Annotated in this window: 12 protein-coding genes and 1 pseudogene; 6 read left to right on the forward strand and 7 right to left on the reverse strand. The window is 70.0% G+C overall.

Features of this window, described 5'->3' with window-relative positions:
- Position 1: 1 nt before the first annotated feature.
- Together ACFIMZ_RS31715 and ACFIMZ_RS31720 are read right to left on the reverse strand one after the other, a co-directional pair.
- Positions 2–2,809 (reverse strand): DUF802 domain-containing protein, encoded by a 2,808-nt coding sequence (locus tag ACFIMZ_RS31715; RefSeq protein ID WP_431823387.1) that lies wholly within the window; start codon positions 2,807–2,809, stop codon positions 2–4.
- A gap of 9 nt (positions 2,810–2,818) precedes the next feature.
- Complete coding sequence (locus ACFIMZ_RS31720) at positions 2,819–3,568, reverse strand: DUF3348 domain-containing protein (RefSeq protein WP_431823388.1); 750 nt, start codon at positions 3,566–3,568, stop codon at positions 2,819–2,821.
- 253 nt (positions 3,569–3,821) lie between these two features.
- Between ACFIMZ_RS31720 and ACFIMZ_RS31725 the strand changes: the two genes are divergently transcribed.
- Positions 3,822–5,024 (forward strand): DUF1444 family protein, encoded by a 1,203-nt coding sequence (locus ACFIMZ_RS31725; protein WP_431823389.1) that lies wholly within the window; start codon positions 3,822–3,824, stop codon positions 5,022–5,024.
- A gap of 13 nt (positions 5,025–5,037) precedes the next feature.
- Here ACFIMZ_RS31725 and ACFIMZ_RS31730 read toward each other — a convergent pair whose 3' ends face one another.
- Complete coding sequence (locus ACFIMZ_RS31730) at positions 5,038–5,676, reverse strand: LysE family translocator (protein WP_431823390.1); 639 nt, start codon at positions 5,674–5,676, stop codon at positions 5,038–5,040.
- 245 nt (positions 5,677–5,921) lie between these two features.
- Between ACFIMZ_RS31730 and ACFIMZ_RS31735 the strand changes: the two genes are divergently transcribed.
- From ACFIMZ_RS31735 to ACFIMZ_RS31755, 5 genes and pseudogenes are all read left to right on the forward strand, one after another.
- On the forward strand, positions 5,922–7,301 hold the full coding sequence (locus ACFIMZ_RS31735) for an FAD-containing oxidoreductase (protein WP_431823391.1): 1,380 nt from the start codon (positions 5,922–5,924) through the stop codon (positions 7,299–7,301).
- Between the two features lie 63 nt (positions 7,302–7,364).
- Positions 7,365–8,267 (forward strand): LysR substrate-binding domain-containing protein, encoded by a 903-nt coding sequence (locus tag ACFIMZ_RS31740; RefSeq protein ID WP_431823392.1) that lies wholly within the window; start codon positions 7,365–7,367, stop codon positions 8,265–8,267.
- 148 nt (positions 8,268–8,415) lie between these two features.
- Positions 8,416–9,405, forward strand: a complete 990-nt coding sequence (locus ACFIMZ_RS31745; RefSeq protein WP_431823393.1) for a zinc-dependent alcohol dehydrogenase family protein — start codon at positions 8,416–8,418, stop codon at positions 9,403–9,405.
- 49 nt (positions 9,406–9,454) lie between these two features.
- Positions 9,455–9,886 (forward strand): acetyltransferase, encoded by a 432-nt coding sequence (locus ACFIMZ_RS31750; protein WP_431823394.1) that lies wholly within the window; start codon positions 9,455–9,457, stop codon positions 9,884–9,886.
- Positions 9,882–10,494, forward strand: a pseudogene (locus tag ACFIMZ_RS31755) (hypothetical protein). Before ACFIMZ_RS31750 ends, ACFIMZ_RS31755 begins: the two are co-directional and overlap by 5 nt.
- A gap of 18 nt (positions 10,495–10,512) precedes the next feature.
- Here ACFIMZ_RS31755 and ACFIMZ_RS31760 read toward each other — a convergent pair.
- The 4 genes from ACFIMZ_RS31760 to ACFIMZ_RS31775 all read right to left on the reverse strand — a co-directional run bounded on the left by ACFIMZ_RS31760 (position 10,513) and on the right by ACFIMZ_RS31775 (position 13,936).
- Entirely contained in the window at positions 10,513–11,010 is a 498-nt protein-coding gene (locus ACFIMZ_RS31760; protein ID WP_431823395.1) for an N-acetyltransferase family protein, read from the reverse strand.
- Positions 11,011–11,156: 146 nt separating this feature from the next.
- Entirely contained in the window at positions 11,157–11,891 is a 735-nt protein-coding gene (locus ACFIMZ_RS31765; RefSeq protein ID WP_431823396.1) for a hypothetical protein, read from the reverse strand.
- Between the two features lie 38 nt (positions 11,892–11,929).
- On the reverse strand, positions 11,930–13,042 hold the full coding sequence (locus ACFIMZ_RS31770) for an asparaginase domain-containing protein (RefSeq protein WP_431823397.1): 1,113 nt from the start codon (positions 13,040–13,042) through the stop codon (positions 11,930–11,932).
- Positions 13,043–13,054: 12 nt separating this feature from the next.
- Positions 13,055–13,936, reverse strand: coding sequence for a formyl transferase (locus ACFIMZ_RS31775; RefSeq protein ID WP_431823398.1), 882 nt, complete (start codon positions 13,934–13,936; stop codon positions 13,055–13,057).
- Between the last annotated feature and the right edge of the window lie 2 nt (positions 13,937–13,938).

The following is a 13,938-nucleotide window of genomic DNA, read 5'->3' on the forward strand; positions in this document are numbered from 1 at the left end:
GTTACGCTCCGACGGACGCGCGCCGGCCGGCGAGCTGCTGCAGGTCTTCGACGATCTGCTTCTGCGACATCATGCTCAGGTCGATCACTTCCCGCGCCTGCGCGACGTAGTATTCGAGCTGCTCGTCGCTGCGCGCGAGCGATTTCTCCAGCGCGGCCTCGATGCGCTGCAGATGGGTCAGCAGCTTGTCGTTCGATTCGCCGAACACCTGCACGGCCATCCCGAACGCGTCGCCGAGGCTCGCGACCTCGACGGCGCCCGCGGTGACCTGCGCGGCGACCGCGTCGAGCTTGCGGGTTTCGGCATCGACCGTGTCGTTGAAGCGCGCGCCGACGCGATCCAGCAGGTCGGCCGACGTGCGCACGAGCGCGTCGACCGCGCCGCGCTGTTCGGTCGACGCGTGATTGACCGCGTCGAGCAGCGTCTCCAGCGTGGCCAGCAGGCGGCTGCGCTCATCGAGCATCGCGGTGTCGCGCACCATGCTGTCGGACAGGCGCTGGCGCAGCTCGGCGACGACCTCGGCGGCCGCCTTCGGCGCCTCCGACGCGGCCTGCACGAGCCGGGAGATCTCGGCGATCGTGTCGCTCGCGTGGGCCTGCGCCTGCGCGGTGATGTCGTTCGCGGTGCGGGCCAGCGTGTCGCAAATGTCCTGCTGGCGGCTCGCGGCCTGCGCGCTCGTCTGCGCCCATTCGTCGCGCAGCGCGGCGGCCATCGCCGCGAGCGACGCGTTCCATGCGGCGAGGCGCTGTTCGTCGCGCGACGCCAGTTCCGTCTGCAGGTTCGCGTGCGAGTCGCGCATCGTGTTCAGCAGCGACGCCGAATGCTGCTCGAACGTCGTGGTCTGCGTGCCGATGTCGGTCGCCGTTTGCGCCAATGCGTCGCAGATCGCCTGCTGGCGGCCCGTGTGGCTCGCGCTCGTCTGCGTCCACTCGTCGCTCAATTTCGCCGCCATCTCCGCAAGCGATGCGCTCCATGCCGCGAGACGCTGTTCGTCGCGCGCCGCCAGTTCGGTTTGCAGGTTCGCATGCGAGTCGCGCATCGTGTTCAGCAGCGACGCCGAATGCTGTTCGAACGTCGTGGTCTGCGCGCCGATGTCGGTCGCCGTTTGCGCCAACGCGTCGCAGATCGCCTGCTGACGGCCCGTGTGGTTCGCACTCGTCTGCGCCCACTCGTCGCTCAGCTTCGCCGCCATCTCCGCAAGCGATGCGCTCCATGCCGCGAGACGCTGTTCGTCACGCGAAGCCAGTTCGGCTTGCAGGTTCGCATGCGAGTCGCGCATCGTGTTCAGCAGCGACGCCGAATGCTGTTCGAACGTCGTGGTCTGCGCGCCGATGTCGGTCGCCGTTTGCGCGAGCGCGTCGCAGATCGCCTGCTGACGGCTCGCGTGATTGGCGCTCGTCTGCGCGAGGTCGTCGCGCATCGCGACGGCCATCGCCGCGAGCGATTCGCGCCACGCGGCCAGCCGCTGTTCGTCGCGCGACGCGAGCTCGCCCTGCAGGCCCGTGTGCGACTCGCCGATCGTGCGCAGCAGCGACGCCGAATGCTGCTCGAACGTCGCGGCGGCGGCCTCCAGCGCGCGCGCGTTGTGGCCGGCCAGCGTCTCGCCGGCCTGCTCCTGCCGCGCGAGCGCGTGCCGCCAGCCGTCCGCCATGCGCTGCTCGGTCGCTTCGAGGCGCGTCGCGACGCCGTCGAGCAGATCGGTCGAACGCTGCGCGAACGTGTCGGTGAACTGTCCGAGCGCGGCATGCAGATGGCCGGCCGCGGCCTCGCTCGAGCGCCGATGATCGTCAAGCGCACGGTTCCAGATGCCCGTCACGTTGGCGGTGGTCGCCTCGAAGCCGCTCGACAGGCCATCCAGCTGCCGCTCGACCGCGTGCGTGACGACGTCGCGCAGCACGGTCATTTCGCGCGCGAGCCCCGCCATCGTCGCTTCCATCACCGGCTGCAGCGCCGCGCCGGCCACGCGCGCGCTCTCGGCCGCGCTGTCCTGCAGCGACTGGCCGACCGACGACGCGAGCCGCGCATAAGCCTGCTCCGTCCGGTCGAAGAACGCCTGCTGGCTCGCGATCTGCTGTTCGTGCAGCGCCGCGCTGCGCGTGTCGATCGCGGTCATCATCGTCTGCAGCCGCTCGACCAGCGCCGGCATCACGTCGGCCTGCTTCTGCAGGAGCCGGAACGACGCCTCGCGCTGATGCGCGTGCGAATGGACCCGCAGCGTCGTCGCGATCTTCGCGTCGAGCCGTTGCGACGCGTCGAGCCGATCGCGGCGCACCAGCGCGGACAGCAGCCCGAGCATCGCCGAGGTCGCCACGCCGGCGATCGACGTGCCGAACGCATACCCGAGGCCCTTGACCGGCGCGATCAGCGACGCGCGGATCGCGTCGAGATCGGTCGCGCTTTCCAGCGCGGCCCCGGTGCCCTTCAGCGTCACGACCATCCCGAGCAGCGTGCCGAGCATCCCCAGCAGCACGAGCAGGCCGACCAGGTACGGCGTCAGCGACGGCCCCGGCAGCGCCGCGCGGGCGCCCTCGATGCGCGCGCGCACCGCGCCGCGCAGGCTCGGGTGCAGCGTGTCGAGCCACGCGTCGAGCGCCGGCGGCGGCCCGGACAGGCCATCGACGGCGCCGGCGAGCGTCGCGGTCGCCTGGCGGTAGCGCAGCAGCTCGACCGCGCCCGCGAGATAGCACGCGGCGATCAGCAGCGTGACGACCGCCGCCGGCGGATTCGATGCGACATAACCGGCGCCGATCCAGCACACCGCGACCAGGCCGGCCAAAAATACAACGAGATCAATACGAATTCTGGACATAACTTCTTCTTAGCTGGCGCGAAGGGCCGCGAGCAGCCCATCCACCGTTTGAAACCGGATTTCGAGTTCGGCGAGCAGTACGCTCTGCATGTCCTTGCGGAACACGTCCAGCCATGCGCCGGGCGTGACGGCCGGATGCTCGGGGTTGTCCGGAGGTTCCGGGTCTTGCGCGTCGGCAAGCGCCTGCTGCTCCGCCGCGCGCAGCCGCTCGAAGTGCGCGCCGAGCAGCGCCGGCACGGTGGCCAGCAGGCTGCGTTCGCGCGCGCCGAGCACCCGCTCCATGATCGCGTCGAGCGTCGCGAGCCGCGCCATGCCGGGCGTGCTCGCCGCCAGCGCAACCCGCAGGCGGCCGCGCAGGTTGCCGATCGCCGTCTCCATCTCCTGCTGCAGGGTCAGATAACGCTGCCGGAAATCCGCATAGTCGGCCGTCTCGACGGCCGGCGGCGCCGGCCGCGCGCCGTAGCGGCGGCTCCCGCCGGCCGGGCGGGCGACCATCATCGCCTGCGCCAGCGCGTGGCGCACGCGCGCGCACTCGCGCTCCGCGTCGCCGCCGGCCGGGCGCGCGCCGCCGGCCGCGACCACGGGCGGGCTGCCGTTCAGCGCCGAGGACAGCGAAATCGCGTCCGTCCAGCCGAGCCATTGGCTCAGCCGGTCCGCGAGCGTCTGCCGGGATTCGGGCACGTCGGCGTCCGCCAGCCGCGCGAGCAGGCGAACGAGCGTCGGGCCGCTCAATGCCGTGCGCTGGGGGGCTTGCACCATGCTGCTACCGTCAAAAAAGGCAGCAGTTTACACGTCGCGGGCCGGTCGGCCGCCGGATTGCGGTCGGCGAGCCGGCCGCCGGAGGGGTCGCGGCGGCGCGAACGCCCGCCGGACAAGGCCGGCAGCGCGATCGGCCGCCCCCGGCCTTCAAGAAATTCGCACGGCCGGCCGATATCCTAGGCAGCGGGCCCGCCCCGCGCCACTTCTTCGCCGGTGCGCGTCGACGGACGCGAACCCGACCCGCTCACACACGATGCTCACCGATTTCGTCACGCGCCTCCTCGACCGCTTCCGCAAGCCGCCCACCCAACAGATCTTCGCCGAACGGCTGATGGCCGCGCTGCGCGCAGCCGGCGACACGCGTACGTGGACCTACGAAAGCGAGCGGGGCCGCCTCGTGCAGCCGGACGCACCGTCGAACGTCGTCAACCTGCACAACCTGTTTCGGGAATACGCCGGCGCGAAGCCGGCCGATCGGGACGCGACGCTGAAGCACCAGGCGAGCGCAGTGGTCGGGCACGCCATTCCGGCGCGCCTGGCGGACGCGAAAGCGAAGCTGCGGCCGGTGATCCGGAGCACGTCCGAGCGCGGCGAGATCCATCTGCAGATGGCAACCCGCCCGGAGCTCGCGTTCCGGCCGCTGTGCGAGAACCTCGAGATCGGCATCGCGTACGACAGCGAATTCAGCGTGTCGCGGCTGACGACGACCAAGCTGCAGGAATGGGGAGTCACGTTCGACGAGGCCTACGACATCGCGATCGACAACCTGCGCGCCGAGTCGTCCCGCCCGTGGCTTGCGTTGCAGAACGGCGTGTTCCTGGCGCAGTTCGGCGACTACTACGACGCGGCGCGGCTGCTGCTGACCGACCTGCTGTACCGGCAGCCGATCGCCGGCGAGCCGGTCGTCATGGCGCCGAACCGGGGCGTGCTGCTGCTCACCGGCGATCGCAATCCGGCAGGGTACGACACGATGCTGCAGGTGGCCGAACGTGCGTTCGCGCAGCCGCGCCCGCTGCCGCCGCTGATGCTCCGCTGGGACGGCGCGGCGTGGCGGCGGTTCGTGCCGGACGGGTTCGCGTCGCGGCTGCAGCAACTGTGGGTCAGCGAGCTCGCCGGCGACTACCGCGACCAGCAGGCCCTGATGGACGAGGTCCACGCACGCGACGGGCTCGACGTGTTCGTCGCGCAGTACAGCGCATACCGGCGGCCGAGCGGCGAATTGTTCAGCATGAGCGTGTGGACCGAAGGCGTGCATTCGCTGCTGCCCGACACCGACAGCGTCATGCTGTTCCGGCCGCAGACACGGCAGTCCGCCACCGTGCCGATGGCCGAGCTGCTGCGCATCTGCGGCGACCTGATGACGGCCACCGCGCATCGCCCGGTGCGCTACGAGGTCAAGGCCTTCCCGGACGAGGCGCGGTTCCGCGCGCTGATGGAGAAATACCCGAAGCCTTGAGCGCCGCGGCGCGTCAAAGCCCCGCGTGCGGCGCCGTCACGATCAGCCGCAGCCCGAGCGCCGAAATCGCGCCGGCCGCGACGCGGTCGACCCATTTCTTCGCGCGCAGGTACCACTCGCGCGGCCGGCGGGTCGAGAAGCACAGCGCGACGATCGTGTACCAGCCGCACTCGACGGCGAACACCAGCGGCGGCAGTACCAGGTAGGCCCACAGCGGCGGATGCTGCGGGAGCAGCGCGGCGAAGATGCTGGCGTACCAGATCGCCGTCTTCGGATTGCTGAGCTGGGTGGTGAGACCCGTCCAGAACGACTTGCGCGTGTTGCCGACGCGGGCCGCGAGCGGATCGGCGACCGCGATCGGGCGAGCCGCGCCGCGCCAGATTCGCGACGCCATGAAGATCAGGTACGCGCCGCCCGCGACCTTGAGCGCGACGTACAGCCACTCGACCGTCTGCAGCAGCGTATAGAGCCCGCCCAGCGCCACCGCGCCGAACACGATGCCGCCCACACCCATGCCGAGCGCGGTCGCGAGGCCGTCGCGGCGCGACAGGCCGATCGAATTGCGCGCGACCAGCACGAAACTGGGCCCGGGAATCATCGCGCCGAGCCATAGCGCGACCAGAATGCCGAAAACGGCGGCCATTGCGGTCATCTGTGTCTCCTCGAAATAGCGGCCCCGTTCGCCGGAGCCCGGCCGGTCCGCCATGAACGGGCCGAACGGCGATTCTGGCACGCTTCCCGCTAAGCCGGTAGGGGGCTCGCCGCGCGCCCGAACCACTCGCGAGCCCCCGCCGGCAGGTCTACCATAGGCGGACGCCCGGGTCGCGCACGCGGCCCCGTCGGCGCGCGTTGCGCACGCAATGCCCGCCCCACCCCGCAGCAGCGAAGGAGAACGCCATGACCCAGCACTTCGACGCGATCATCGTCGGCACCGGGCAGGCCGGCCCGCCGCTCGCCGCCCGGCTGTCCGGCGCGGGCATGCGCGTCGCCATCGTCGAGCGGGGCCGGTTCGGCGGCACCTGCGTGAACACCGGCTGCATCCCCACCAAGACGCTGATCGCGAGCGCGTATGCCGCGCATCTCGCGCGGCGGGCCGGCGAATACGGCGTGACGGTCGGCGGACCGGTCACGGTCGACATGCCGCGGGTGAAGGCGCGCAAGGACCAGATCTCCGCGCGCTCCAGCCAGGGCGTCGAGCAGTGGGTGCGCGGGCTGGAACGCGTGACGGTGCTGCAGGGCCACGCGCGCTTCGAGAGCGCCCGCACGGTGCGTGTCGGCGACGCGCTGCTGGAGGCGGAGCGGATCTTCGTCAACGTCGGCGGGCGCGCGCTGGTGCCGCCGATGCCCGGCCTCGACCAGGTGTCCTATCTCACCAACTCGACGATGATGGACGTCGATTTCCTGCCGGAGCACCTGATCGTCGTCGGCGGCAGCTACGTCGGGCTCGAATTCGGCCAGATGTACCGGCGCTTCGGCTCGCGCGTGACGATCGTCGAGAAAGGCCCGCGCCTGATCCGGCGCGAGGACGAGGACGTGTCGCACGCGGTGCGGGAGATCCTCGAAGCCGAAGGCATCGACGTGCAGCTCGACGCGAACTGCCTGAGCGCGCGGCGCGACGGGAACCGCGTCGTCGTCGGGCTCGATTGCGCGTCCGGCGCGCGCGAGGTCGCGGGCTCGCATCTGCTGCTCGCCGTCGGACGCGTGCCGAACACCGACGATCTCGGGCTGGCGCACGCCGGCGTCGAGACCGACGCGCACGGCTACATCACGGTCGACGAGCAGTTGCGCACGAACGTGCCCGGGATCTGGGCGCTGGGCGACTGCAACGGCCGCGGCGCGTTCACGCATACGTCCTACAACGACTACGAGATCGTCGCGGCCAACCTGCTCGACAACGATCCGCGCAAGGTGTCGGACCGCATTGCCGCGTACGCGTTGTTCATCGACCCGCCGCTCGGCCGCGTCGGGATGACGCAAGCCGACGCGATGCAGACGGGACGCCGGCTGCTGGTCGGCACGCGGCCGATGACGCGCGTCGGGCGCGCGGTCGAGAAAGGCGAGAGCCAGGGCTTCATGAAGGTGATCGTCGACGCGGACAGCCACGCGATCCTGGGCGCGTCGATTCTCGGCGTGACAGGCGACGAAGTCGTGCATGCGCTGCTCGACGTGATGGCCGCGAACGCGCCGTACACGACGATCAGCCGCGCGATGCACATTCATCCGACGGTGTCGGAGCTGGTGCCGACCTTGCTGCAGGATCTGCATCCGGTGAACTGAGCGTCGCGCCTGCATCCGCGCGTATGCGAAGATGGCCGTTCGCCACGGAATTCGGGAGCGCCAATGGATCGTCTGCAAGCGATGCAGATCTACGTGCAGATCGTCGAGCGCGGCAGCTTCACGCAGGCCGCCGACGCGCTCCAGCTGCACCGCCCGGCCGTCACGAAGGCCGTGCAGCAGCTCGAGCGGGAGCTCGGCATCCGGCTGCTCAACCGCAGCACGCGTCGCGTCAGCATGACCGCCGAGGGCGAGACGTTCCACGCGCGCTGCGTTCAGCTGCTCGCGAGCGTCGACGATGCGTTCGCGTCGTTCCCGCGGCAATGCAGCGCGCCGAAGGGGCGGCTGCGGCTCGACATCGCGGTCGCGCTCGCGAAGTCGGTCGTGATCCCGGCGCTCGCGGAATTCCAGCAGCGCTATCCGCAAATCGACGTGGTGCTCGGCGCGAGCGACCAGCCGGCCGACCTGATCGGCGAAGGCATCGACTGCGTCGTCCGGGTCGGCGCGCTGAAGGATTCGAGCATGATCGCGCGCACGGTGGGCGCGGTCCCGATGGTCACGTGCGCGTCCCCCGCCTATGTGTCGAGTCACGGCCTGCCGCGCACGCTCGACGACCTGCGCGCGCATCGGGCGGTCAACTTCTTCACCGGACGCAATCGCAAGGTACTGGAATGGGCATTCCGCCCGGCGGGCGACGTCGTCACGCTGAAGCTGGCGAGCGGCATCCTGACCAACAATTCGGAAGCGCTGCTGTCGTGCGGCCTCGCCGGCCTCGGGATCGTGCAGGCGTTGCGGCCCGCATTGCAGCCCTATATCGACGCCGGCCAGCTGATCGAGGTGCTGCCCGGCATCGCGAGCGTGCCGAAGCCGGTGTCGGTGCTGTACCCGAACCGCGCGCACCTGCCGGACAAGGTGCGCGTGTTCGTCGACTGGCTCGCCGAGCTGTTCGCGCGCCGGTATCCGGCCTGATCGATTGTTAATCGTCGAATAACAATCAGTCATTCGATCGCGCGTTTATCCCGCGCGATCCGCGCCCTACAGTTCTTCTTCGTCAAACGCGAAACCGCGCAGCCGTGCTGCCGCCCAGCGTTCCGACCGTTCAACGAAGGAGAGATCCATGTCCCGTGTCATTCGTTTTCATCGCACTGGCGGCCCCGACGTGCTGCAGATCGACGACGTCGAGGTGCGCGCCCCCGGCGCCGGCGAAGTCCAGCTCCGCGTGAAGGCCATCGGCCTCAATCGCGCGGAAGTGATGTACCGCACCGGCAGCTACACGATCGAGCCGCGCTTCCCCGCGACGCTCGGCTACGAGGCGTCGGGCGTCGTGGCGGCGGTCGGCCCCGGCGTGACGGGTTTCGCCGAAGGCGACGCGGTGAGCGTCGTGCCGGCGTTCTCCTTCGCCGAGTACGGGATGTACGGCGAGCGGGTCAACGTGCCGGCGCGCGCGGTCGTGCGGCACCCGGCCAGCCTCTCGTTCGAGGAAGCGGCCGCGACGTGGATGATGTACGTGACGGCCTATGGCGCGTTGATCGAGCTCGGCCAGTTGCAGCGCGGCGAGGCCGTGCTCATCGGCGCGGCGTCGAGCAGCGTCGGACAGGCGGCGATCCAGATCGCGAACCATATCGGCGCGGTGCCGATCGCGCTGACCCGCAGCGAACGCAAGCGCCAGGCGCTCGTCGATGCCGGCGCGGCGCACGTGATCGCCGGCAGCGGGCCCGAACTGACGCAGGAAGTGTTGCGCGTGACGGGCGGCGACGGCGCGCGCATCGCGTTCGATCCGGTCGGCGGGCCCGATGCGGCGCACCCGTTGCGCGCGCTGCGCCCGCACGGCACGTTCTTCCAGTACGGCGCGCTCGACACGCGCGACCTCGTGGTGCCCGTGATGGACCTGCTCGCCCGCCACCTGACACTGCGCGGCTACGAGCTGTTCGAGATCACCGGCGACGCCGAGAGGCTCGAACGCGCGAAGCGCTTCATCACGGAAGGCCTCGCGGCCGGCGCGCTGAAGCCGTCGATCGATCGCACGTTCGCGTTCGAGGCCATCGCCGACGCGCACCGGTACATGGAAGCGGGCGCGCAGGTCGGGAAGATCGTCGTGACGGTGTGAGCATGGCGGCCGGTTAGAATGCGCGACGTCCACCCTCACGACAACAACGATGACGATCCGAGACCGTACCCCCGAAGACAATCCCGCGCTGCTGGACATCTGGCACCGCGCCGTGCAGGCCACGCACGCTTTCCTCACCGAACAGGACATCGCCGAGCTCTACCCGCAGGTTCGCGATCTCTACCTGCCGAGCGTCGCGATATGGGTCGCCGAAGCCGACGACGGCCGCGTCGCCGGCTTCATCGGCGTGAACGACGCGCAGGTCGAGATGCTGTTCGTCGATCCCGAGCGGTTCGGCCAGCGCATCGGCACGCGCCTGCTCGATCACGTCCGCGCGAAGCATGCGAGCCTGACGGTCGACGTCAACGAGCAGAACCCGCGCGCGCATGCGTTCTATCGCCGCTACGGTTTCCGGGACGTCGGACGCTCGGCGACGGATTCCGCCGGCAGGCCGTTTCCGCTGATTCACATGGCGTATTGATTCATCCGCAAGCCGACGCCGCGCGCTCGGCTTTCATCCCGCGCTGCGCGACAAGCTCGCGCGCGCAGGCCAGGGAAAGCTGCTGGTCGCCTACGACGCGCGCAATCGCGACATCGCGTTGCGCGCGTTTTCCACGCTGCCCGCGTCGCTCGACGCGACGACCCTCTGCCTCGAAACCACCGCGCCCGGCGAGATCGCGACGCACGTGACCGACCTGCGCGGCTCGATCGTGTTCAGCGGCACCTTCCTCGACACCGTGCCGTTCGCGGTCAAGTACAAGGTCGTGGAGCGGCTCGCGACGCTGCATGTCGAGGACAGCACGATCGTCGATTTCGACAGCGAGCATCCGGACTTCCGGCGCGATTTCGCGTCCTGCCTGGACCGGCACGAGAATCACCGCCGGGTCGAGGAATTCGGCATCGGCACGAATCTCGGCATCAAGGGCCTGTACGGCCGCAACGCCGGTTTCGAGGAGCGGCATCCGGGCCTGCACCTCGGCCTCGGCGGCGGCGCAGGGCAGCCACCACCACCATCTCGACCTGATCTTCGCGAAGGGCACGCTGGCATTCGACGACCGGATCGTGTTCGACGGCGACTTCGCCGTGTGACGCCGGCGCGGCGCGGACTTACGCGCGTTCCCCCAGCCACTTGAACATCACGAGGCTGTCGACCAGCCCGAGCCGCGCGTGGCGATACGCGCGCGGCAGGCGGCCGACGATCTCGAACCCGAGCGTCTGCCACAGCGCGACCGCGACTTCATTGGTCGACACCACCGAATTGAACTGCATCGCGAGGAAGCCGCGTTCGCGCGCGACCTCCTGCGAGTGTTCGCACATCCGGCGCGCGACGCCGCGACCGCGCGCCGCTTCGCTCACCATGTAGCCGCAGTTGCAGACGTGGCTGCCCGGCCCCGCCGCGTTCGCCTTCAGGTAGTACGAGCCGAGCAGCACGCCGTCCTCTTCCGCGACCCAGGTGCACAGCGGCGCGTCGAGCCACAGCGCGCGCGCGGCGTCCTCGGTCGGCGCGGGGTCGAATGCGTAGGTTTCCTGCGCAGCAACCACCGCGCGGTAGGTCGGCCAGAAGCGGGCGAAATCGTCGGCGGTCATCGGTCGAAGCGTGATCATGCGGGTCCTCGGGAATCGGAAGGTTGGCTGATGCAGCACCTGCGATTCTAGGCCCGTTTCGACGCTGTCCGGTTTCGACGCTTCGCCCGCCCGTCGGCAGCAGGCGCCGCGCACCCGGCGGATGCGCGGCGCCCGTGCGGGAGCGCTCAGATGATCGCCACGCCGGTGGCGGGCACGTACATGAAGCAGTAGAACGTGTACGCGATGACGATGTCGTTCGGATTGCCCTGGATCAGCGGCCCCTGGTTCACCGTCCAGTCGGCGGTGGGCGGCCACGAGATCGGCTGGCCCGCGAAGTCGAAGTTCGTCACCTGGTCGCCGCCGTCCTTCTGCGACCACGAATCGAGTTGCGACGTCGAGTCGCAGCGCACCCAGTGGTAGTCGCCCGGCCAGCCGACCGACGGATCGCCCGGCGAAATCAGCAGCGCGACGTAATGCCCGACGCCGCCCTGCGCGCGCACGTGCTGGACCAGGTCCGCCTGCGTCGACGAGCCCAGGTTGACGAGCCCGTCGAGCTGCGCGCCCTTGACCACGTCGGGCCCCGTCGGCGGCGACGTGAGGAAGTAGCCGTGCATCCGCCCCGGCTGCGCGAACGAGTTCGACGCGATGTTCGCCGAGTAGTTGTAGCAGTTGTTGTTCACCTGGAACTTGTAGGACATGAAGCTTCCGTCGCAGTTGGCCGCCGGATCGTAGGCGATCGACGTGCCGACCACGGTGGGCGCGTATTGCGGCACCCGCCTGCCGCCCGGCACGGTCACGTAGTGCGGTGCGATCTGCTGGCCGGCGGCGGCTTCCATTCCCGGGGCGAGCACCGCGTAGCGCGGATCGTCCTCGTGAGTCATCCCGCTCAGCCGGTAGCGTGCATAAGGTTTCATCAACATCGTCTGCCTCCTTGGGTTGAGTGAAGCGCCGTCCCGGCTCAGTGGACGGGCCGCGTTTTCACTGCCGCGGTCTCGGGCGGCGTGATTTCTCCCGCCAGGCTCTGCTGCATCGTCTTGCGGATGTCGGCGGGCGCCATGCCGACGCTGATCAGACAGACGAGCTTGGCGAGGGATGCTTCGGGCACCATGTCGTACGCGCTGATCGCGCCGGCCTGCGCGAGCCCCGAGCCGGTCTCGTACGCGTCGATGTTGACCGAGCCGGCCAGCACCTGCGTGTTGTCCATCAGCCCGACGCCCGCTTCGTTCGCGTTCGACAGCACCTGCAGGAAGTCGGCGGCCGACGGGCCGTTGCCCTCGCCGAACGCCTCGATCACGACGCCCTTCACCGCGGGGTCGCTGCGGTTGATCATCGCGTTCGCGACCGACGCGCCGATGCCCGGGTACAGCGTCATGATGATCGCCGCGAAGCTGTGCACCGCCTGCGCCTGGCTCGCCAGCCGCGCCTGCGCGGCCGCGAGGTTCGCGGGATTGTCGAGCGACGTGCTCCAGTCCGGCTGCGGCAGCAGCAGCGCCGTATTGATCGAGATCTGCGCGGCCACGGTCGCCAGCGGCGGGAAATTCGGCGACGAGAACGCCGCGAACTGGTTCGCGTTGACCTTCACCGACCGGTTGCCGCGCAGCAGCAGCGAATCGAAGTACAGCAGGCTCTCCGGAATGCGCGTCGTGCCGGCGAGCACGATCGCGCCGACCAGGTTGGTCAGCGCGTCGTTGAGGGTCATCGCGAGCGGCACCTGCGAGCCGGTGAACACGACGGGCTTCGAGAGGCCCGGCAGCAGGAACGACATCGCGGCCGCGCTGAACGCCATCGTGTCGGTGCCGTGCAGCACGACGAAGCCGTCGTAGTCGTCGTAGACCGCGATGAGCGATTGCGCGATCGTGATCCAGTCGGACGGCGTCATGTTCGAGCTGTCGAGCGGCGTGTCGAACCACGCCACCGTGTAGCCGAGCCCCGGATAGCCGGCCACCTGCCCGCCTGCGAGCCCCGGCATCGATTCGATCAGGGCCTGGAACTGCAGCCCCGGCATCGGCGCGAGCGGCGTGCCGTCGCAGCCGATCGTGCCGCCCGTATAGAGCACATGGACTTGGCTCATCGTTGCCCTCCGTCAGGTCTGCGTCACATCGCCGGTCACGCGCCGCGCGTCGCCCGCCGCCGCGCGGGCCGGCGCACCGGCCGCCGGAGTGCCGGCCGCCGGAACGCCGGCCGCCGGAATCCCGAGCCGCCCGCGCTTGCGCCGGAAGAACAGCCGCAGGTCATGGAACAGGTTGCGGTCGCGGTTGCGGTACTGCCGCCCCACCGGCGGCTGCGGCGTGCGCGGCAGCGGCACGCCCGCGCGCAGCCCGTCGAGCAGCTCGACGAGCCGGTGGATGGCCGCCTTCTCCGCGCGGCAGTAGAGCCTTTCGGCGGTGTCGTCCGGATACAGCGGCGGCGTCACCTGCGCGATGATGTCGCCGGTATCGACCCCGCTGTCGACGAAGTGGATCGTCGAGCCGATCCGGTCGAACGCGCGGTCGTAGAGCGCGAAGAAGAAGCAGTGATTGCCGCGGTACCACGGCAGGAATCCGCCGTGGATGTTGACCGTCGTGCCCGCCGCGGCCAGCGTGCGGCGCGACAGGATGCTCGTGCAGATCACCACGGTCACGTCGGGCGCGGTCGCCTCCAGCAGCTCGACGACTTCGCCGCGATTGATCCAGTCGACCGTCAGGCTCGGCGGCACCGGCCATTCGGGCGCGTCGGGCGCGAGCGCGAAGTACGCGCGGCGGTACGCGTTCAGCCCGACCAGCGCCCGGCGCCAGCGGTGATACGCGAGCGCCGCCCAGTCGATCCAGCGCTTGCGGCGCCACAGCCGCTGGTGCTGGCAGCGGGACGGCTCGACCACCAGCGCGGCGAGTCCGAAGCGGCGATGCAGCTCGGCGGCGAGATAGCGGTGGTGCGCGTCGTCCGACGCGAGCAGCGCGATCCGCAACGGCGATGCGGTTCCGGCCATGA

The sequence above is a fragment of the Burkholderia sp. F1 genome, from assembly GCF_050813845.1.
Taxonomy (GTDB): Bacteria; Pseudomonadota; Gammaproteobacteria; order Burkholderiales; family Burkholderiaceae; genus Burkholderia; species Burkholderia ubonensis.

Coding starts and splice junctions, on each gene's coding strand:
- ACFIMZ_RS31715 (WP_431823387.1), bottom strand. CDS start 2,809: ATGTCCAGAATTCGTATTGATCTCGTTGTATTTTTGGCCGGCCTGGTC.
- ACFIMZ_RS31720 (WP_431823388.1), bottom strand. CDS start 3,568: ATGGTGCAAGCCCCCCAGCGCACGGCATTGAGCGGCCCGACGCTCGTT.
- ACFIMZ_RS31725 (WP_431823389.1), top strand. CDS start 3,822: ATGCTCACCGATTTCGTCACGCGCCTCCTCGACCGCTTCCGCAAGCCG.
- ACFIMZ_RS31730 (WP_431823390.1), bottom strand. CDS start 5,676: ATGACCGCAATGGCCGCCGTTTTCGGCATTCTGGTCGCGCTATGGCTC.
- ACFIMZ_RS31735 (WP_431823391.1), top strand. CDS start 5,922: ATGACCCAGCACTTCGACGCGATCATCGTCGGCACCGGGCAGGCCGGC.
- ACFIMZ_RS31740 (WP_431823392.1), top strand. CDS start 7,365: ATGGATCGTCTGCAAGCGATGCAGATCTACGTGCAGATCGTCGAGCGC.
- ACFIMZ_RS31745 (WP_431823393.1), top strand. CDS start 8,416: ATGTCCCGTGTCATTCGTTTTCATCGCACTGGCGGCCCCGACGTGCTG.
- ACFIMZ_RS31750 (WP_431823394.1), top strand. CDS start 9,455: ATGACGATCCGAGACCGTACCCCCGAAGACAATCCCGCGCTGCTGGAC.
- ACFIMZ_RS31760 (WP_431823395.1), bottom strand. CDS start 11,010: ATGATCACGCTTCGACCGATGACCGCCGACGATTTCGCCCGCTTCTGG.
- ACFIMZ_RS31765 (WP_431823396.1), bottom strand. CDS start 11,891: ATGTTGATGAAACCTTATGCACGCTACCGGCTGAGCGGGATGACTCAC.
- ACFIMZ_RS31770 (WP_431823397.1), bottom strand. CDS start 13,042: ATGAGCCAAGTCCATGTGCTCTATACGGGCGGCACGATCGGCTGCGAC.
- ACFIMZ_RS31775 (WP_431823398.1), bottom strand. CDS start 13,936: ATGGCCGGAACCGCATCGCCGTTGCGGATCGCGCTGCTCGCGTCGGAC.